The organism is Micromonospora sp. NPDC051925 (assembly GCF_044548625.1).
Lineage (GTDB): Bacteria > Actinomycetota > Actinomycetes > Mycobacteriales > Micromonosporaceae > Micromonospora.
The window spans coordinates 78004-97384 of the sequence record NZ_JBIUCH010000003.1 but is presented as its reverse complement, the minus strand read 5'-3'; the positions used below and the strand labels follow the sequence as shown (position 1 = coordinate 97384).

Here is a 19381-nt window from a genome sequence, read left to right as displayed (position 1 = left end):
CCAACCACCATTTTCCGGGCGCGTGTCGGGGTGTTGACCCTTGCGGACCCCTGGTCAGTACGCATTAGCTTTCCTTCGTGGCAGGAAACCACGGCTGCGCGGCCCACTGATGGCGGCGTCGCGGAAGCCAGTCGTCGAGGTACGGCGCAGTCAGCGCCGGCGACGCACGGTGTCCGCCTACCGGGACGGCGAACGGGTCGTGGTCCTCATCCCGGACCAGTTCTCCCGGGCCGAGGAGAGCGAGTGGGTCGACCGGATGCTCGCCCGGCTCGCCGCCCGGGAGGGCCGGCTGGCCCGCAACGACACCGAGCTGCTCGACCGGGCGCTGCGGCTGATCGGCCTGTACCTGTCCGACCAGGGCGCCGACGCCCTGCCGGCCAGCGTCCGCTGGGTCACCAACCAGAACGGCCGGTGGGGTTCCTGCACCCCGGCCGACCGGACGATCCGGATCTCGCACCGGCTCCAGGACATGCCCGACTGGGTGCTCGACTACGTGCTGCTGCACGAGTTGGCGCACCTCATCGTGCCGAGCCACAACCCCCGCTTCTGGGCCCTGGTCGGCCGGTACGCCAAGACCGAACGGGCCCGGGGCTACCTGGAGGGGGTCGCCGCCGCCTCCGCCGTCCCGGTCGCCGGCTGACCCCGCGCCTCCGCCGCCCCCGTTCTCGCCGGGCGGCTCCCGTTCTCGCCGGGCCGGCCGCGTTCTCGCCGGGCCGGTCGGGTCGGGCGGCGCCCTGATCGACGACACCGTCCGGCGCTGCGGGCCAGGGTGGTCGCCGGCGCGAGCGGCTCCGCAGCCGTCCGGCCGCCGATCTTCGTCGGGGTGGCGGGGCCGTCGCATCATGTACGGCGTGATCCATCTCAAGCGGAAGCCGCACAAGAAGAAGCGCGACTGGTGCGACGCAGACTGTGACGGCTGCGACTGCGACGGCCCGGCCTGCTGCGACTTCGGGCTCTTCTCCTTCCTGCTCACCCTGGGGGCGACCACGGCCCGGGTGAGTCGGGCGCCGGTGGTGGACCGGGCGGGCCGGGCGGCGATCATCGGCTACCGGCGTTGGTTGTCGCACCGCTGGCCGGGCCGGTGTCGCTACACCCCGACGTGCAGCGCCTACGGCCTGACCGCCGTCGAGCGGTACGGCCTGGCCGTCGGTGGGCGGATGGCGGCGGATCGGCTGCGCCGTTGCCGGCCGGGCGTCCCATGCGGCACCCCCGACCCGGTCCGCTGACCGTCCCGCCGCTACCCGGCCGCCTTGACCACGGGCCTCAGCGGGAAGACGGCGCATGCGGTACGGGCCTGGCGGGCGACCGCCCGATCCGGGTGAGCGACGTGGCGGCGGGCTCACGACGTCACGTCCCGGTGGACCTCGACGTCATAGACCAGGTGGACGGGCTCGCCATTCGTGGTGCCGACGAAGACGGGCTCCGCGGCGGGGGTGCGCCCGCGCCGCCACACCTCGTCGCGGGCGGCGTCCCGGGATTCGCGGTGGACCTTTCCGGCCCGGTGCAGCGCCACCACCCGGCGCGCGGTGTACCTGTCGCTGTCCAGTTGTATCCGCATCAGCGGCACGGGTCGCCACCGTCCTTGCGCAGAGCGAACGCCACCACGCACGGTGGGGCCACAGCCGGTGAGTTGGCCCGCCTATTTCCTTACCGGCGGAAAGCTGACCTAACACCGTTAAGTTAACTGTGTACGGTACTAGGCTGACGCGGGTGGACGCGACGGAATTCAGTGGGCCAGCGGCCGAGCGGCGAGATGGTCGACCCGAGAGCAGGGCCGGCACGGTCTGGTTGCGCCAGGAGCCGGCCCGCAACCGGCGGGCCACCCCGCTGACCCGGGAGCGGATCGTGGCGGCGGCCGTGGCCCTGCTCGACCAGCAGGGTGTGGACGGACTGACGATGCGGCGGCTGGCGGAACGCCTCGCGGTCACCTCGACGGCGCTCTACTGGCACGTGGCGACGAAGGAGGACGTCCTCGACCTGGCCGTCGACCAGATCTTCGGCGAGGTGCCACTGCCGGTCGCCGGCACCGACTGGCGCGACGACGTGCGCACGTTGACGTCCGGGTGGCGGGCGGCCATGCTCCGCCATCCCTGGGCGCCCAGCCTGATCGGACGACCGATGCTCGGCCCGCACGTCCTCGCCCGCACGGAGTTCCTGCAATCGGCGCTGGTCCGCGCCGGATTCGCGGGCGTCCACCTGGCCGTGGTCACCCGGCTGGTGGCCAACTACGTGATCGGCGCGGCGCTCACCGAGGCCACCTGGCACCGGACCAGCGACCCCGAGGTACGCGCCGAGGCCCGCCGGCACCTCGTGGCGAACGCCGCCGCCTACCCCACCCTTACCGCCTCCGGCCACCTCGACGACGGCCAGTGGAGTGACGACGACCTGTTCGCCCGAGGCCTCGACGCCATCCTCGCCACCGACCCGGGGCGCTGACCACCGGCAGGTCGGCGGGGCCACCACCCGACGGGCCGCACGGGTATCCGTCTCGTGGACACGGACCGGGCGTCGTTACCCTCCCGGACACGTCCCGCACCGTGAACCTCATCCTGGTCGACGCCGCCGGCCGGACCCTGGGCGCACTGCCCCGCTTCGACGTGCCGGTGCCCTGGTGGCAGGACACGACGGCGGTCGTCGCCGGGGCACGCGAGGCGTACGGCGTCGAGGTGACGGTGCTGCGGTTGCTCCCCGGGCAGCGTGGCGGGCCGTCCGGGGGCGAGGTCGGTTACCTGGCGGAGGTGGCCGGCCCGGTGGGCGTACCGCTGCTGCCGGCGCGGGCGGTGGAGCCGGCGGCGCATCCGCTGCGCGCGCCCTACGCGCAGCCGGGCGGGCCGGCGGCGAGCCTGGCCTGGGCCGGTGAGCAGCTCGACCGGCTGGGCCGACCGGCTGCGCAAATGACGCAGCAGCGCACCTGTAACCTGTCGGCGATCTGGCGGATCGACGGGCCGCACGGCACCGCCTGGCTCAAGCAGGTGCCGGTGTTCTTCCGGCACGAGGCGGTGGTGCTGCGGCACCTGCGCGACGATCCGGCCACGCCGACGCTGCTCGCCGGCCGGCGACGACGGGCGGATGCTGATCGACCACGTGCCGGGGGAGGACTGCTACGACGCCGACGCCGCCGAACGCGCCGCCGCCGCCGTCGTGCACCACACCATCCAGGTGGCCACGGTGCCGGCCGTCGACCGGTTGGTCGCCGCCGGGGTGCCGGACCTGCGCGGCCCGGCCCTGGCCCGGTGGACCAGGTCGATGCTCGCCCCGCACCACGCCGACGGGCAGCTCGCCGGCCTGGAGGCACGACTCGACGAGGTGGCCGGCTGCGGGCTGCCGGACACCCTCGTGCACGGCGACCTGCACCCCGGCAACATCCGCGCCGACGGGCAGCGGCACACCATCATCGACTGGGGGGACTCGTTCGTCGGGCACCCGGCCTTCGACATCCTCCGGCTCACCGAGCGGGTTCCCACCGAAACCGCCGACGCCCTGGTCGCACAGTGGTGTGCGCGCTGGCGGGCCGGCGTGCCCGGCTGCCGGCCGGAGCGGGCGGTGGCCCTGCTGCGGCCGGTGGCCTGGCTGCGACTGGCGGCGGTGTACGCGATGTTCCTCGCCGGGATCGAACCGAGCGAACGGATCTACCACCAGAAGGACGTGCCGAACAACCTGGCGAAGGCGGCGGCCGAGACCGGCTGACCGTCACTGCGGCCGGTGGCAGACCGCCTCGACGTTGTTGCCGTCCTCGGCACCTCCCGTGTCCGGGCCGTCGACACAGTGGAACCGGGTGCGGGATCGCCGACCGGAGGTCCATTCCGGAGGAGATCGCCGGTAGGGTGCGCGGGGACTGCCACAGCCAGCAAAGGTGCCGCATGCTCTCCCGCGCCACGTCCGTCACTGAATCGCCCGCGCTGATCCTGAAGCGCACCACCTCGCTGGTCGACTACCTGATGGCCGTGCGCGCCCAGCTGGAGAAACCGGCCCGCGCGGTGCCCACCGCGGAAGCGTTCTGGCAGCACGACCTGCCCGACCACCCCGACTGCCACGTCGGCGTCTCGGCCGACGGGATCAGCTGGCTACAGGTCGGGTTGCCGGCGGCTCCCCGGCGACTCAAGACCCCGGTGGAGTTCGTTCCCCACCTCGCCGGCACCCCGTCCTACCCGGCCGAGCCGCAACTGGCCGGCGACCAGGAGACGGTCGAACGGCTGCGACCCCGCTTCGACCAGTGGCGCGAACTGCACTGGCGGCCCTGGGCCGAGCAGGCCGCCCGCACCGACCGGGTACGCCAGCTGCACCGCGCCCTGTTCGACCTGATGCACCGGGTCGACATGACCGCCGCCAGTCACGAACTGGTCTGGGGCCACGGCGTCCTGCGCACCGAGGTCGACGGCCAGCGGGTGCAGTACCCGCTGGTGGTGACCCCGGTCGCCGTCGAGTTCGACGCGGACCGGTCGGTCGTCCGGGTCGCGCCGCAGGGGCCGGCCCGGTTGCAGACCGATCCGCTGACCGGCCTCGACGAGCGCTACCTGCGGCAACTGCTGGCCCTGGCCGGCGTCGGCGGGCAACTCGACCTGGACGTCTGGTCCGAATTCGACCGGCGGGAGTTCTTCGAGCGGGCGCTGCGCCGACTCGGCCACGACCCGGTGCTGCGCGACGCCGGAGCACCCGCCCCCACCGGCCCGTACGTGCACGACACCGGGGTGCTGTTCGTCCGGCCCCGGCAGCGGATGCTGCGCCGCTTCCTGGAGGAGCTGCGGGCCCGGCTGCTGGCCGGCGACACCACCGGCATCGGCGCGCTGGCCGCCATCCTCGCCCACGAACCGAGCCGCCTGGAGATGCCGCAGGACCAGCCGCAGCGGTGGCAGCCGCTGGGCGAGCGGCTGCTCATGCCGCTGCCCACCAACGAGGCGCAGGAGTCCATCGCCCGCCGGCTGGCCCAGCACCGCAACGTGGCCGTGCAGGGGCCGCCGGGCACCGGCAAGACGCACACCATCCGCAACCTGATCTGTCACCTGATGGCGCACGGCAAGCGGGTGCTCGTCGTCGCCCAGAAGGAGGACCCGCTGCGGGTCCTGCGCGACGGCCTGCCGCAGGAGATCCAGCCGTTGTGCCTGGCGGTGCTCGGCCGCTCCACCGACCAGCTCGTGCAGTTGCAGCTCGCCGCCCGGGAGCTCTCCGACCGGGGCGCCACCCTGGACCGCCGCGCCGAGCAGCAGAAGGTCGACCGGCTGCGCCGGCAACTGGAGGAGGCCGAGCGGGACCTGGGGCTCGCCCTGGGCGGCCTGCGCGCCCTGGCGGAGAACGAATCCGCCCGGTACGAGATCGACGGCATCCGGTTGTCCCCCGGTGACGTCGGCACCTGGCTGCGGGAACGGGCCGACCGGTACGGTGACATCCCCGATCCGCTCGCCCCCGACCTCGACGCCCCGCTGAGCGTCGAGGAGTTCAGCGACCTGCTCGACATCGCCCGGCGTACCGGCCGGCAGGATCGGGTCCAGGCGCTGCGTGAGCTGCCGACGGCGGCCGACCTGCCCACCGCCGAGGCGGTCCGGGCCGACCGCCGCGAGCTGGCCACGACCCGGCGCGAACTGGACCGGCTCGCCGACGCCGGGGTGCTGGTGGCCGAGGTACGCGCCTTCGGGCAGCCCGCCCTGGAGGAGCTGGGTGGGCAGCTCCGGGAGGCGCTGACCCTGCTCACCGAGCGGGAGGGGGCGTGGACCGACCGGCTCGGCGCGTTGCTGCAGGCCGACGCCAACTGGCGGATCCGGTGGGAGGACCACGTCACCGCCAGCCAGCAGGCGCTGGCCGACCTGGCCGCCGCTGCCCGGGTCATCGCGGGGCACGAGGTCACCGTCGCCGACGCCCACCTGACCGAACCGCGCCGGCTGCTGGCCCTGCTCGACGAGCTGCGGCAGCGGTTCGCCGCCGGCAAGGGCGTCAACAAGCTCTTCCAGGGCACCCTGGCCCGGATCGTCACCGACTGCCGGATCGACGGTGAGGTGTTGCGCAGCGCCGACGACGTCGACATCGTCGTCGCGTACGTCACCCGCCGTCGGCTGCGCCAGGCGCTGGCCACCCGGTGGGCGGAGTGGCGGGCGCCGCTCGGCCTGCCGCCCGAGGTGGGCGACGATCCGGAGTACTGGACCGGCCAGTTGCTCACCGCCGCCGCCACCGCGCTGGACTGGGACCGGCGACGCTGGCCCACCCTGCTGCGCACCGTCCGCCGGTTGCTGCCGCGCGCCGAACACACCATCGACGTACGCCGGCTGACCGCGCTGGTCGCCCTGCTCGACCGGGGCACGGCGGTGTTCGTCCACGACGAGCTGGTCGCCGAGGAACACCGGCTCGACGCGCTGCTCCAGCACGGCATGTCCGGTGCCGACGCCAGCGACCTGTGGCGGCTGCTCGACCAGACCTACCAGGGCGACCTCGACGGCTGGGACGGCATCCTCGACGAGGTGCGCCGGCTCGCCGCCCTGCGCCCCGAGGCGCGACGCCTCGCCCACCTCACCGACCGGCTGCGACCCGCCGCCCCCGACTGGACCGCGCAGATCGAGGCCGGCTCCGCCGTCGCCCTGCACGGCACCGGCGCCCAGTGCCTCGACCGCTGGCGGTGGCGACGCGCGCAGACCTGGTTCGACCAGGTCGTCGGCAGCGTCGACCCGGTCGCCCTGGGCCGGCGCGTCGACCGCACCCGGGAACGCATCCGGCAGCTCACCAAGGACCTGGTGGTCGCCTCCGCCTGGCTGGAGGTGTCGCTGGCGCTGGACGACCGGCGGCGGGCCGCCCTCGCCGACTGGACCACCGCGCTCCGCAAGATCGGCAAGGGGACCGGCAAGAACGCCGCCCAGTGGCAGGCCCACGCCCAGAAGGCGATGGCTGCCGCCGTGGACGCCGTACCGGTGTGGGTGATGTCCGTCGACCGGGCCATCGAACAGTTCGCCGGTGGGGCGCAGTTCGACGTGGTCATCGTCGACGAGGCGTCCCAGGCCGACCTGTTCGCGCTGCCGATCCTCAGCCTCGCCGAACGGGCCGTCGTCGTCGGCGACGACCAGCAGATCGGGCCGCAGCTCTCCTTCGTCGGCAGCGTCACCGGTCTGGTCAACTCACACCTGGTCGACGTGCCGTCGGCCGAGCATTTCGACCCGGAGAGCAGCCTCTACGACCACGCGGTCCGCCGGTCGCCCGAGCGGATCCTGCTCACCGAGCACTTCCGGTCCGTACCGGCGATCATCGGTTTCTCCAGCGACACCTACTACGGCGGCGAGATCGAACCGCTGCGCACCGACCGGCCCGCCGGCATCGGCGACCCGGTCGTCGCCGTGCACGTGCCCGAGGGCATCCGCCAGGACCTGCCCGCGTACGGCAACGTCAACGTCGCCGAGGCCGAAGCCCTCGTCGCCCGGGTCGCCGCGATCGTCGCCGACCCCGCCTACGCCGGACGCAGCATCGGCGTGGTCAGCCTGCTCAGCACCAGCGGACAGGCGCTCTACCTGCTGGCCCGGTTGCGGGAGGAGGTCGGCGAGGAGGAGATGGAGCGTCGCCGGCTGCGCGTCGGCGACCCGTACACCTTCCAGGGCGACGAACGCGACGTCGTGCTGGTGTCCACGGTCGTCTCCCCGCACAACGGGGTCGTTTCCGCCTTCACCAAGCGTGACCACCACCGCCGGGTCAACGTCGCCGCCTCCCGGGCCCGTGACCAGCTCTGGGTGTTCCACTCCGTGCAGCCCGACGACCTGCGCCCCGACGACGCGCGGGGGCTGCTGCTGCGCTACTGCCAGAACGTCAACACCGCCGAGGAGGCGTACGACGACCTGGAGCAGCGCTGCGACAGCGACTTCGAACGGGAGGTGCTGCGGCGGATGCTACGTCGGGGTCACCGGCCGCTGCCGCAGTTCCGGATCGGCTCGTACCGGATCGACTTCGTGCTGCCCGCCCCGGACGGCCGGCGGCTCGCCATCGAGTGCGACGGCGACGCGTACCACGGGCCGGAGCAGTGGGAGAGCGACATGCGCCGGCAGGCGGTGCTGGAACGGGTCGGCAACTGCGTCTTCGTCCGGATCCGGGGGAGCGTGTTCAGCCGCGACCCGGAGGCGGCGCTGGCACCACTGTGGCAGCGCATCGAGGAGCTGGGCATCGGGGCGTCCCCTGACCGGGAGGGGCCGGCCAGGGTGTCGGCCGTCCAGCGGGTCGACGCTGTGATTGAGTGACCCGGTACGAGACCGATCCGGATCATGGAGATGCGATGGCCACCGCCCTGCGGGAGATCGAGGTCAAGTACCGGGTGGTCGAGCCGTCGGCGCTGATCCGAGCCCTGGCCGCCCGGGGCGCCGTCTTCTCCGCGCCGATCCGTCAGGACGACCAGGCGTACGCGGCCAACGGCTGGACCTACGGGCAGAGCAAGGCGGGCGCGGCGTTCGCCCGGCTGCGTACCGAGAACGGCCGGCACACCTTCTGCGTGAAACGGCCCCTGGAGAACGAGCTGGCCTGCGCGGAACACGAGACGGAAGTCCTGGACCGGGAGCCGATGCACGCGGCGATCCTCGCGATGGGGTTCTACCCGACCACCCGGATCGTGAAGAACCGGCGGACGGCCCGTCTCGACGACATGCTGCTCTGCCTCGACGAGGTCGACGGCCTCGGCGCGTTCTTCGAGATCGAGGTGATGGTGGGTGGCGACCGGTCGGCGACCGAGGTCCAGCAGGAACTGGACCGGTTCGCCCGCGCTCTCGGCGTGGAGCTGGCGCGCAGCACCGAGACCTACGATTCGCTGCTGCGTTCGGCGTTGCCGGTCGGTAGCTGAGTGCCGTTCGTGGCGAGCAGCCGCCTGACTTGTTGCAGCAGTGCGGCCGCCACCTCTTCGGGGTTCTGCTCGCCGACTTCGTGCCGGTGGACGGAGAAACCCGCCCTCGTCAACTCCACCGCCGCCTGGTCGTAGCGTTCACGTTCCTGTCGCCCCGCCTCCGGACCACCTCGATGGAACCGGCTGTGGATGCCGCGAGCGGCGGCCCTGGCTCTGGAACGGGCCGGATCGCCGGTGAGGATGATGGTCAGGTCCGGACGATCGACGTACTGGTTGAGTGCCCAGATGAAGTCGCCTTCCACACCGTCGAGTCGTTGCAACACCAGCGAGGTTGCCAGGTAGCGATCACAGACGACGACTTTCCCGGCGGCAAGCGCGGGCCGGATCTCGGTCTCCAGATGGTGGTAGCGGTCGGCGGCCACCAGGCAGGCGAGCGTCAGACCACGGTAGTCGTCCGTGCCGTGCCGCGCCGTCTCACCCAACCTGGTGTGGCTCGGTTCCTTGGTCTGGTGGACCTCCCATCCGTCGGCGGCCACGAGACTGGCGAGCAACGCGGCAGCGGTCGTCTTGCCGACGCCGCTCGGACCATCCAGAACGATGAATCGGCCGGTCATCGTGTCGACGACCGGTCATGTTGGATACGGGCCAACTCGACCAGTCGGCGTCGGACATGGGACAACTCGACCTCCCCGAACTGAAGGTTGACCGAAAAGTTGAACTCGTCGCGGGCGCGCATCGCCTCATCCAGTCCGTCGTCGGTCAGGTCCACTGCCGTGTAGTCGAGAAGATCGGCCGGGTCGTACTGGCCGGTCGCCATCAGCCGGTGCCACTCGGGCGTGCCCGGATAAGGCCGGAATTCGAAGACACTCGCGCGGAATCCCCCAGGCATGTTGTCAGTGAGGTCCCAGAGTTCGTGGACGTGCCGGACGGTCGCTTCCAGTTCGTGGTACGTCTCGGTGGGTAGGCCGAGGATGAAGTAGCCCTTCACGCTGATACCCAGGCGAGTGAGGCGGCGGACCACCTCCCGCGTCAGGTCCGGTCTGATCCGCTTGCCGATATGGCCCAGCAGGCGCTCACTACCGGACTCGATGCCAAGGGCCACCTCACGACAGCCGTTGCTGGCAAGCGTCTCCAGCAGGGCGTCGTCGACGCGGGCGAGGATGTTGATGCGTCCAGTGGCGTCCCAGACGTACCGGCCGCCAACGCCCACCTCGGAGAATGCCGCCATGCATCGCCGGATGAAGCGTTCGTGGCCGAGGAAGAGGTCGTCGACGAATCGGAACGCTGTCACGCCGTAACGGGCATGTAGCTCGTCCATCTCGGCGATGATGTTGGCCGGCTCCCGGGTGCGGATGGTGACGTCGGGGTTGGCGCTGACGGCCGCCCCGCAGAACGAACAGTCGTACGGGCAGCCACGAGCGCCCACCATGGCCGCCTCAAGCGGTCCACCTTCCGACCGGTAGGGGTCGGCGGCGAAGAACCGGCGGTCGACGAACGGTAGGGCGTTGATGTCGGGAGCCAGGTGCCACGCCGTCCCCGGAATGCCGCCCGTGACCGGCGTACCCAGCACGGGATCCCGCCACATCACCCCTGGCAACCGCACCCGGTGGTGGTGATCTTCTAGGAGTTCCGCCACCCGGGTTTCCCCTTCGCCGACGACCAGCGCTTCCAGCCGGGCGAACCGGGGGTCTTCGATCACGGCCTGCGGCATCGCCTTCGCCTGATGCCCGCCAACCATGATCTGGATCGCCGGATCGAGTCCGGCGGCGATGCGCGCACTCAGGTGGTAGGTCGGTGCCAGCAGATTGAAACCCACCCAACGAGGTGCGACTTCATTGACGATCGCCTGAATGCGGCCGATGCCAAGACCGAGGGATTCGCCGTCGAGCACGCCGACGGTGAAACCCTGTGCTGCGGCGTATGTCGCGAGGTAGCCCATCCCGAGCACCGGCAACGTGAAGTCGTTGACCCGGGGACGGAGCGTGTAATCCCGCAGCGGGGCGTTGACCAGCAGAAGATCGATCGGTGTGCCGGGGATGACGCCGAGGATGGGATGGTCAGACAGCTCCGGCCTGTTGGGTGCCGTAGGCGAGGGTGAGGAGGGTGTACGTGGCCAGGTGGTCACCGGTCACCCGCCGCCATTGCCGGCCGAAGGTCGGCTCGTCAGCGGCCCAGGGGTGGTGGGGATTCGCGTGTCGCGCCCAGGTGCGGACAGCCAGGTCAGCGTAGGGGTAGAGAGCCCAGTCGTTGCTCCAGTCGGCCACCGCGGCGCCGGCGCTCCACGGGCCGATGCCAGACACGGTCTGGAGTTCCTTGACCAGGACCGACGGTGATAGCTCCACCCAGGACGGCCCGTGGGTGAGGAATGCGGTGGCGGCGTGCCGAAGTGGTCTGCGTTTGAACGACATGCCACTCTCGGTGAAGTCGTCATCGCTCAGGGTTAGTACACGTTCGGCGGATGGGAAAGTGTGAAGGTCCGTCTCAACGGATAGTGCGATCACGTCTCCGAAGCGACGGCAGAAGTCCCGGTAGAGTCTGCGGGCCTGTCCCGCGCGGATCACCTGCCGGATGATCGCCGTCGCGAGTGCTTCCCACAGGCTGGGGTTGCGAAGGCGGGCCACTGATCCCATCCCGGCCAACGAAGCGAGGATCGGTTCCGCTTGCGGACGGGGCACCGCCGGGAGCGAGAAGACGTCCAGGGGAGGCGGTGTCTGTTCGCCGTACACGTGGGTCGTGGTCACCTGCTGGCCTCGGACCTCGATGATCCAGGCAGCGCCTGCGTCGAGGGTCAGTATGCGTGACCTGCGAAAGCCCTCCGAATGCCAGGCCGGATGGTCGGTCATGAGAAAGTCGAAGCTCACGACGCCCTCCGGCATGATCGTTTGTGACCGACCCGGCGATTGTTTCATCGTTGCCCCTAGGTAGCTGCCCGGCTCGCCGAGCTGACCCCTTCGAGTCCTTCCGTCGAGGTGGACGTCCGTCGCGTAGCCGAACGTCGACGCCGTTCAAGTTCCGTCGTCCAGACCGAAGGTCCCCCAGATGGTGACCTCACTCCCTGCCGGTCCCTCCCTGCGGCGGAGCACGCTGAGGGGAGACCGATCCGCGGGGAGGCGCACCATGGCCACGCAGCTCACCACCCGCCCGGCGGCACGGGCCGTCGACCCGTACCGGCCGCTTGCCGTCGTGCTCACCGCGCTGGCCGTCGCGATGGCGACCAGTTCGCTGCTCGGTCCGGTCGGGGCGGGCCTGATGCGCTACCGCACCTCCCCGACCACCCTGCACCAGCTGGTCGGCAGCGACGCCGCCGCGCTGCTGGTGGTGGCACCGCTGGCCGTGGCCGCCGCCGCGCTCGCCCGCCGCCGGCATCCGGTCGCGCCGCCGCTGGCCGCCGGTGTCGCCGGCTTCGCCCTCTACACCTACGCCCAGGTCGTGATCGGTCAGGAGTACCTGCGGCTGCCGGGAAACGTGGAGCGGTTCTTCCCGCTGCTGCTGGCCGTCTTCCTGCTCGCCGGGGCGACGCTGGTGCTCGCCTGGCGAGCGTTGCCGCCGCATCCGCCCGCCCCGTCGCGTCGGCTCGCCCGTGCCGCCGGTGTGACACTTCTCGGCGCGGCGGCGTTCCTGCTGTTCGGGCTGCACCTGCCGGCCATGGTGACGGCGTGGACCGACCCGAACTCCATGGTGGAGTACGCCGCCAGCCCCACCCCGTTCTGGCTGGTCAAGCTGATGGACCTGGGTGTCGTCGTCCCGGCTGCCGTGGTCGTCGGCCTGGGCGTGCTGCGCCGGGCGGCGTGGGCGCAGCGGATGGCGTACCCGTTGCTCACCTGGCTGACCTGCCTGGGCGCTTCGGTGACCGCGATGGCCGTGGTGATGCTGGTCGACGGCGACCCGGACGCGTCGCCGGCGCTGGCGGTCGGGTTCGCGGCGGTGACGGTGGCGCTCGCCGGGTTGACGGTGGCGTTCCACCGGCCGTTGGCGGCGCGCCCACGGCCGACGGCGAACGCCCGGTGCTGCTGTGCGCCGGACCTGCCGTGGGACCTCGTCGCGCCAGCGGCGGGGAGGGCAGCGCCCCTGCCGCCGGGCAGCGCCTCAGCTGAGCGGGCACGCTCGCTCAGAGCCTGACACCTGTGGGCTGCTCATGCGGCGATGGTGCGGGCCGCCGCGTACAGGTCGGCCGGCAGTGGGGTCGCCAGCTCCCACACGATCCGCATCGGCCGGTCCCCGGTGTGCTCCCGGTACGTCATCGGCCCGGCATAGAGGTAGGCCGGCGCACCGAGGTCCCGATCCGGCACCCGGGTCTCCCGCACGAACAGGTGCACGCTCGACCCGCGCCGCGCATGGTTGACGTAGCGCTGCCCGGTCACCGAGCCGGCCGAGGTGGTGCTCTGGGACTCCCATTGGAACAGCCGCTCGGTGATGGCCCGGTCGGCGTACATGGTGGTGGGGGAGTAGTGCTGCTCCGACTTGACCAGGGTGACGAAGAACAGGTCCACCTGCTCGGATTCCAGCCACTTCACCCCCTCCCGCAGCGACCCGGGGTTGGGCATGCCGAACGCCGCGCACGCCTCGTTGCGGCTGTACCGGGCGTGCACCCGCAGCGCGCCGACGGGGGCGGTGACCCGGTGGATGCGGTCCCGCAGCACCTCGGCGACCTGGCGCAGCTCGGCGCAGCGGGCCGGCGTCGCCCAGAGCCGGGCCAACCGGTCGTCCCGCGAGGTCAGTGGAGCCTGCGGCCCCCACAGGTCGAAGTGCAACATGTTCCACAGCCGCCCGTCCGGCGGTGGGTCACCGGCGGCGACCCGGGCCAGCAGGTCGAGCCGGTCGACGTCGTCCAGGTGCAGCATCCGGCCGATGGCCCGGCCCAACTCCCGGTCGTCCGCGCCGGGGGTCGAGGTGTCCAGGCCGGCGAGCCGCCGCAGTCCGGTCCACCCGCCGACCGACGCCGACCGGTACACGTCGGCCACCTCAAGGCCGGTCTCCCGCAGGAACTCGGCGAGGCTGACGTCGCCGAGCTGCCGTAGCTCGGCCACCAGGCCCTTCTTCGAGGTGGGTAGCGCCGTGCGCAGGTTGCCGAGCACGATCTCCTTGGCGACCCGGTCGAGTTGGACGTGGCAGCCGCTGGGCAGCGACGGGAAGTCCTGCTCGACGGCCGCCGTGACGGCCCGACGGCTGACCCCGGTCAGTGCCCGCCACCGCAGGTCGAACCGGAAGTTGGCGTGCTGCCCGCCGATGAAGTCGAGCACCGTCAGGCACGGCTTGTCGTCGTCGAGGCGCAGGCCACGGCCGAGCTGCTGGAGGAAGACGGTGGCGCTCTCGGTGGGCCGCAGCATCAGGATCGTGTCGACCATCGGCAGGTCGACACCCTCGTTGAACAGGTCGACCGTGAACAGCACCCGCAGCTTCCCGGCCTTGAACTCCCGCAGCAGCCCGTCGCGGGCCGCGCGGTCCGCCCGCGAGGTGACCGCCGCCGACGGTACGCCGTGCCGGGTGAACCAGTCGGCCATGAACTCGGCGTGCCCGATGCCCACGCAGAACCCGAGCGCCCGCATCCGGCCGGCGTCCACGGTGTCCCGGACGGCCCTGAGGATGATCCGCGCCCGCGCGTCGTCACCGGTGTAGACGCCGTCGAGGTCGGCCAGGTCGTACCCCTGGCCGCGCCGCCACCGCAGGTGCGACAGGTCCGTGTCGTCGTGCACCCCGAAGTACTGGAACGGTGCGAGCAGTTGCCGCTCCAGCGCCTCCCACAGGTGCAGCTCCACGGCCGCGCGCCCGTCGAACCACCGCCGCACGTCGCCGCCGTCGGCCCGGTCGGGCGTCGCCGTCAGCCCCAGCAGTACGCGCGGCGAAAGCCGTTCCAACAACCGGGCGTACGTCGGCGCTTCCGCGTGATGGAACTCGTCGACGATCACCATGTCGTACGCCTGCGGGTCGATCTCCCGCCGCTGTAGCGACTGGATGGAGGCGAAGACGTGCGTCCAACTCGTCGGCACCTGGCCGCCCACCAGCGTCTCGCCGAAGCTGCCGTCCCCCAGGACCTGCCGGAACGTCGACATGCTCTGCCGCAGGATCTGTTCCTGGTGTGCGACGAACAGCAGCGAGTCGACGCTTCCGCTCCTGCGTAGGCGTCGGTAGTCCAGGGCGGCGACGATCGTCTTGCCGGTGCCGGTCGCCATCACCACCAGGTTGCGGTGCCGGCCGTGCACCTGCCGCTCCGCGTCCAGGTCGGCCAGGATCTCCGCCTGGTACGGGTACGGCCGCACATCCAGGTTGGCGATCTGCGTCGGCGCGTCGGTGCGGCGTTCGCCGCTCAACGCCCGCCGCAACCGCTCGGCGTCCCGGCCGGGGTCGTACGCCTCGAACGCCGGGTCGTTCCAGTAGTCCTCGAAGGTGGCGGTGAACGTGTCGATGACGTGCGGCTGCTCGACGTTCGAGATCCGGACGTTCCACTCCACCCCGTCGACAAGCGCGGTCCTCGACAGGTTGCTCGATCCGACGTACGCGGTGGTCATGCCGTTGTGGCGGCGGAACAGCCACGCCTTGGCGTGTAGCCGGGTGGTCCTGGTCTCGTAGGAGACCTTGACCTCGGCCCCGAGTTCGACGAGCCGGTCGAGGGCGCGCTGGTCGGTCGCGCCCAGGTAGGTGGTGGTGATGACGCGTAGCTTGCCGCCGCGCTGGATCAGCTCACGGATGGCCGGTTCGACGACGCGCAGGCCGTACCACTTGATGAACGCGCAGAGCAGGTCGACGCTGCCCGCCGAGGTCATCTCGTGGTTGACCTCGTGGCCGATGCGGGGCTGGTGCCTGCCGTTGACCAGCAGCGCGCCGGTGGAGAGCGGGGTGGTGGGGCGCTGCGGGAATGCCGGTTGCGCCGGGGGTGTGGGTGGGGCGGCGATGGCGTGCAGGAGGTTGCGGGCGTCGGCGATCTGGTCGTCGGTGCTGGCCGCGTCCGGATCGAGATCGGTGATGGCCTGCGCGATCCGGTTGGCGAGGTCGACCTGGCGGTGCAGCTTGTCGTCGCCGCCAGGGACGGCCTGGAGGGCGCGACTGATGAGGGCAATGAGGTGCCGGGTCAGGGTCTGGTGGGAGTCGGCGGGGTCCAAAGGACGATGCTGGACGTGGACCGGGTCGAGGTGGTGGAGCCGGGTGGCGAGCTGGCGGGTGATCAGATGCTCGTAGATGCCCCGTTCAAGATCAGCCACATGGGCCACCGTAGTGAGATGCCGCGATCGCTTTGAACGTCTGTCGGGTCTTTGACAGACAATTTCCTCGCCCTTCTTCGGAAGATCCAAAGATCTCTTGCCTTCATGCCATCAAGGTAGGCTCCCCGCCTCAATGAGCAGCAATAACCCCTGATGATCTCAGGTGGAGAGATGGGGAAGGTGCGGGAAGGCGCTCCCCCTGGAAGTCGGAGCTGAAACCTCCAGGAGTCGGGGTGGGGGTCCCAGTGGTGAGCTACTGACGGTAATGTCTGAGAGTGCCCATGTTGAGAAGGTGGGAGGCATAGCTAGACGCGATTGGCTGCCCTGCTAGTTGAGTCGTGGCCTGAAGGGGCGCGCGAAAAAAGAAACGCGACCCGTTTCAGATTCCCTGCCTGTGCTTCTGGTCTTTCGAATAAACAAGATTGTGTGAGGTGTTTAGCTTGGCGGTAACGCGTATTCCTGCCGAGATTGACGGCATAGAGATTGAAATAGAGGTGCCTATTGACCCCGGTACTCAGCCGACTGCTCGTAGGATGCCTGGCGATAGATTTAGGTCCATGCTGCCTGAGGCTGAGGAGGTGATTGGAAAGTTTGCCGTAGTGGCTGCTCGAATTGCAAAGCAAGTGGCTGATCAGGCGGGGAAGCCGGACCAGCTCGAATTGCAGTTTGGGGTGAAGTTCTCTGCGCAAGGCAAGATCGTCTTGGGTAGTGCCTCTGCTGAGGGAAATATATCCGTGAAGGTCATCTATGGAAGTGCAGCACGGGTTGAGTTCGAAGCGCAAGATTCGGTCGATGTCAAGGATGTAGTTGAGTGAAGACTGGTGGCGATTTCATCTCGACCGGATCCGATGCATTCCTAGGTCGCATCCTTAACCAAGATGGCGTGAGTGTCGGTACCTGCTTCCAGGTTCATCCCGGCGTTCTTGTTACTGCATTCCATGTGCTCCAGCAGGCTCTGGCTATCGATCTCGACCTAGAGTTGGAGGTCGGGCGGGTTGTGTCCTTTTCGTCGCTTGATGGTCCGGATTCTCTTCATTTTCCTGCTGAAATATTTGCTGTCGACAAGCGGGCAGATCTTGCGGTGTTGAAGGCGGAGAATGCGCTCTCGGGCAGTATCAGCCATTTGATGAGATCTGACATACCGCAGCCGGGCGATGAGTTTCAGATGGTCGGGTTTGGTACGTTGCGTGAGTCCTACTTTGACGCCGAATACATGCGATTGTCGGCAAGAGGTAGATGGAATGGAGTCGAGCGGCAGGGCGATGGTTTCCAGATCGCTTCCGGCGACGCCCCAGGAACTGCCCAAGGTATGAGTGGTTGCCCGGTCATCCGTGGCGTGGATGATGCAGTGATCGGTGTTCTGAGCGGTCGGTACAACAGTGTAGATGGATGGTCGCACGGCCGGGTTTGGATCAGTAGAGTTGAATCTCTGCTACCTCTTATTCCTCCAGGCGTGCCTGTGCCGCTGCAACAGTTTCCCGCGCCTGCTGTGCCGACTGGGGTTTCCGCCTTAACCGTTTCCGAGCTAGATAGGACTTCGCTTACGAGCGACGAAAGGTTCTTCCTGCCCGAAGCATGGAGGGATGCATGGGAGGACGCAACCTCCGCATTTTCTGCTGGCCAGATAATAGTCGTAAAGGCGTCTCCGGGAGTTGGTGCTACAACCTTCGCGAGCTGCCTTCTCGCTCGCATTACTCCTGACCAAACCAGCATCGTCCAACTAGAACCCGGCGACTGGGACTCACCGACTGCGAGTGCGATTCCTTCGAAACCTCACTGCGCTTATCTGCTTGACTTAAAAGATCCCGATCATGATTTGCCTTCGACTGCATTTATGCGTGATCTAGAAAAGACTGCCGAATTGCTGAATGGCCTTCAGTCGAGGCTTGTATTAACAATACGAGAGTCGCTATTGCGTGGTCTAAGTTTGGCAGAGTTTTCCCACGTTCATGTGGTCCGCTTGGTCGATCCACCTGACCCTCGTACCCTGGTGTTACGCCACCTTGGCGTCCAAGCTCCGCAACTCGTCTCCGTAGCGAAATCTGAAGATGTTGCCCGCCATCTGGACGGAATGAATGCAGTCCAGGCGGCAGTGGGAGCTGCGGAAATCGAGAACCTTGCCGAGGGCTGGAGTGGAGACTCTGCCGAAATAGGCACCCTGGTTGCTCGTATCGCCCAGTCGTTGGATAGCTATGTAGGAGTTTTAGACCTCGCCTTTACTGATTCATCGAATTCTCATTCTGCCCCTGGCGGGGAAAAGGCTGCTGATTCTCCACAGCAGAACCTGTCTGCTGCGGATCGCTGCCTCCTCCTGGCTCTGTCGTTCAAGGGAAAGTCGCGAATTGCGCTGCTTGAGGAAGATGCGCAGCGCTTGTCGAGCATGCTTGCTGGTAGGGTAGAAAGCTCTGGAAAGAGGTCTTTGTATGATGTTCTTGCGGGTCCCGGTGTAAGAGGGCGACTCAGGACCATCGGTGCGAAAATCGCATACGGTGAAATCGCAGTGATGGCTCGGCCGGCGATGGCCACCGCCGTAGTTCGTTACGTCTGGGACAATTACAAATCTCTCCGAGAGGCAGTAGTTGACTGGCTGCTGCAAGCAGAGATTTCAGATAGCAGCGAGTTCCCAGATGCGGCTAGCTGGATTTCCGGTCTTATCAAGCATGGCCAAGATATTGATTTTGTCAAGAATGAGTTGAAGCGGGTGGCGCGAAGGCAGTCCGATGATGCTGTGCTAGCTGCGGTTCTTTCTAGCTTGATATCGGATCCTCATTTTCGTCGACAATGTGATCGTTTGCTGTATGACTGGGCTGAGCGGGTAGAACTTCAGCCGGTAGTGATTGAGGTGGCCCGGCGGGAGTACATTAGCAGCCTTCGCCCAATCGTGCTCCGACGTTTGCAGCGCGTGGCGGACGCAGAGAAGACTCACCAGAAAGTTCCAGACCTTATTCTTCAAGCCTTCCGGGCCTTCATCGCGTCCGATAGGTCGAGAAATAGCTTCGAGAACGCGGTGGAGTTTTGGGTTCGAGATTATCCAACCAATATGTGCGCACAGTACGCTGCGGTGGCGATGATAGGTTCCGGGCGTAATGTTGAGTGGCTCATTGGGTTAGAGGGCCGCGGAATTAGAGTTGGTGGTCTGCTTGCTCAACTAATGTTGGACCCCGCTGGTCATGCATCGATAGGTAGTCTTTTTGCGTCGACTGCAGGTGATCTGGAGAGATATGAATGGTTAGTAGTGAAGCTTGCTGAAGCGGCCCAAGAGGACGGAGCAATTCTTGGCATACTTGGCCTTTCGAGCATGTTGCGAGGTCTGGGCATAGCCCAAGATCCTATGGCTGACCTTGCTGATCGGCTTGAGCTGCGGCTCCCCAGGATTTCTGAAGGTAACTGAGTG

General features: G+C 68.6%; 14 protein-coding genes. 9 read left to right on the top strand and 5 right to left on the bottom strand.

What is annotated here, in order from left to right; genetic code table 11:
• The first annotated feature begins 109 nt into the window (after nt 1-109).
• Nucleotides 110-640 (top strand): M48 family metallopeptidase, encoded by a 531-nt coding sequence (locus ACIG87_RS05060; RefSeq protein WP_396848343.1) that lies wholly within the window; start codon nt 110-112, stop codon nt 638-640.
• Between the two features lie 202 nt (nt 641-842).
• Nucleotides 843-1226, top strand: coding sequence for a membrane protein insertion efficiency factor YidD (gene yidD, locus ACIG87_RS05055; protein WP_396848341.1), 384 nt, complete (start codon nt 843-845; stop codon nt 1224-1226).
• A gap of 113 nt (nt 1227-1339) precedes the next feature.
• Here the strand turns inward: yidD and ACIG87_RS05050 are convergent, their stop codons facing one another.
• Nucleotides 1340-1558: a hypothetical protein gene (locus tag ACIG87_RS05050; protein WP_396848734.1), complete on the bottom strand. Its 219-nt coding sequence runs from the start codon at nt 1556-1558 to the stop codon at nt 1340-1342.
• Nucleotides 1559-1710: 152 nt separating this feature from the next.
• Here ACIG87_RS05050 and ACIG87_RS05045 point away from each other — a divergent pair, with 152 nt between their 5' ends.
• The 4 genes from ACIG87_RS05045 to ACIG87_RS05030 all read left to right on the top strand — a co-directional run bounded on the left by ACIG87_RS05045 (nt 1711) and on the right by ACIG87_RS05030 (nt 8791).
• Nucleotides 1711-2436 carry a TetR/AcrR family transcriptional regulator C-terminal domain-containing protein gene (locus tag ACIG87_RS05045; RefSeq protein WP_396848339.1) on the top strand — a complete coding sequence of 242 codons (726 nt, stop codon included), beginning with the start codon at nt 1711-1713 and terminating at the stop codon, nt 2434-2436.
• Nucleotides 2437-3069: 633 nt separating this feature from the next.
• A complete protein-coding gene (locus ACIG87_RS05040; RefSeq protein WP_396848338.1) occupies nt 3070-3687 on the top strand; it encodes a phosphotransferase family protein in 618 nt (205 codons plus the stop codon).
• Between the two features lie 173 nt (nt 3688-3860).
• The gene (locus ACIG87_RS05035; RefSeq protein ID WP_396848336.1) at nt 3861-8198 is read left to right on the top strand and encodes an AAA domain-containing protein; all 4338 of its coding nucleotides are present in this window, start codon (nt 3861-3863) and stop codon (nt 8196-8198) included.
• A 35-nt stretch (nt 8199-8233) separates the two neighbouring features.
• Nucleotides 8234-8791, top strand: a complete 558-nt coding sequence (locus ACIG87_RS05030; RefSeq protein ID WP_396848334.1) for a class IV adenylate cyclase — start codon at nt 8234-8236, stop codon at nt 8789-8791.
• On the opposite strand, the gene tmk is transcribed toward ACIG87_RS05030, so the two are convergent.
• The 3 genes from tmk to ACIG87_RS05015 are packed head-to-tail and all read right to left on the bottom strand — an operon-like array spanning nt 8749 to nt 11652.
• Entirely contained in the window at nt 8749-9405 is a 657-nt protein-coding gene (tmk, locus tag ACIG87_RS05025) for a dTMP kinase (protein ID WP_396848332.1), read from the bottom strand. The genes ACIG87_RS05030 and tmk overlap by 43 nt on opposite strands.
• Complete coding sequence (locus ACIG87_RS05020; RefSeq protein ID WP_396848330.1) at nt 9402-10916, bottom strand: B12-binding domain-containing radical SAM protein; 1515 nt, start codon at nt 10914-10916, stop codon at nt 9402-9404. Before ACIG87_RS05020 ends, tmk begins: the two co-directional genes overlap by 4 nt.
• The gene (locus ACIG87_RS05015) at nt 10849-11652 is read right to left on the bottom strand and encodes a hypothetical protein (protein ID WP_396848328.1); all 804 of its coding nucleotides are present in this window, start codon (nt 11650-11652) and stop codon (nt 10849-10851) included. Before ACIG87_RS05015 ends, ACIG87_RS05020 begins: the two co-directional genes overlap by 68 nt.
• A 256-nt stretch (nt 11653-11908) precedes the next feature.
• Here ACIG87_RS05015 and ACIG87_RS05010 point away from each other — a divergent pair, with 256 nt between their 5' ends.
• Nucleotides 11909-12910 (top strand): hypothetical protein, encoded by a 1002-nt coding sequence (locus tag ACIG87_RS05010; protein WP_396848326.1) that lies wholly within the window; start codon nt 11909-11911, stop codon nt 12908-12910.
• A 14-nt stretch (nt 12911-12924) separates the two neighbouring features.
• Here ACIG87_RS05010 and ACIG87_RS05005 read toward each other — a convergent pair whose 3' ends face one another.
• The gene (locus ACIG87_RS05005; RefSeq protein WP_396848324.1) at nt 12925-15987 is read right to left on the bottom strand and encodes a DUF3427 domain-containing protein; all 3063 of its coding nucleotides are present in this window, start codon (nt 15985-15987) and stop codon (nt 12925-12927) included.
• Nucleotides 15988-16520: 533 nt separating this feature from the next.
• On the opposite strand from ACIG87_RS05005, the gene ACIG87_RS05000 reads away from it, so the two are divergent.
• Nucleotides 16521-16802, top strand: a complete 282-nt coding sequence (locus ACIG87_RS05000; protein ID WP_396848732.1) for a CU044_2847 family protein — start codon at nt 16521-16523, stop codon at nt 16800-16802.
• Nucleotides 16799-19378 (top strand): serine protease, encoded by a 2580-nt coding sequence (locus ACIG87_RS04995; protein WP_396848322.1) that lies wholly within the window; start codon nt 16799-16801, stop codon nt 19376-19378. Before ACIG87_RS05000 ends, ACIG87_RS04995 begins: the two co-directional genes overlap by 4 nt.
• Nucleotides 19379-19381 lie beyond the last annotated feature (3 nt).

What these genes read in the sequence shown, in the direction of transcription:
- ACIG87_RS05060 (WP_396848343.1), top strand. Translation starts at nt 110, where the DNA reads ATGGCGGCGTCGCGGAAGCCAGTCGTCGAGGTACGGCGCAGTCAGCGC.
- yidD (WP_396848341.1), top strand. Translation starts at nt 843, where the DNA reads ATGTACGGCGTGATCCATCTCAAGCGGAAGCCGCACAAGAAGAAGCGC.
- ACIG87_RS05050 (WP_396848734.1), bottom strand. Translation starts at nt 1,558, where the DNA reads ATGCGGATACAACTGGACAGCGACAGGTACACCGCGCGCCGGGTGGTG.
- ACIG87_RS05040 (WP_396848338.1), top strand. Translation starts at nt 3,070, where the DNA reads ATGCTGATCGACCACGTGCCGGGGGAGGACTGCTACGACGCCGACGCC.
- ACIG87_RS05035 (WP_396848336.1), top strand. Translation starts at nt 3,861, where the DNA reads ATGCTCTCCCGCGCCACGTCCGTCACTGAATCGCCCGCGCTGATCCTG.
- ACIG87_RS05030 (WP_396848334.1), top strand. Translation starts at nt 8,234, where the DNA reads ATGGCCACCGCCCTGCGGGAGATCGAGGTCAAGTACCGGGTGGTCGAG.
- tmk (WP_396848332.1), bottom strand. Translation starts at nt 9,405, where the DNA reads ATGACCGGCCGATTCATCGTTCTGGATGGTCCGAGCGGCGTCGGCAAG.
- ACIG87_RS05010 (WP_396848326.1), top strand. Translation starts at nt 11,909, where the DNA reads ATGGCCACGCAGCTCACCACCCGCCCGGCGGCACGGGCCGTCGACCCG.
- ACIG87_RS05000 (WP_396848732.1), top strand. Translation starts at nt 16,521, where the DNA reads ATGCCTGGCGATAGATTTAGGTCCATGCTGCCTGAGGCTGAGGAGGTG.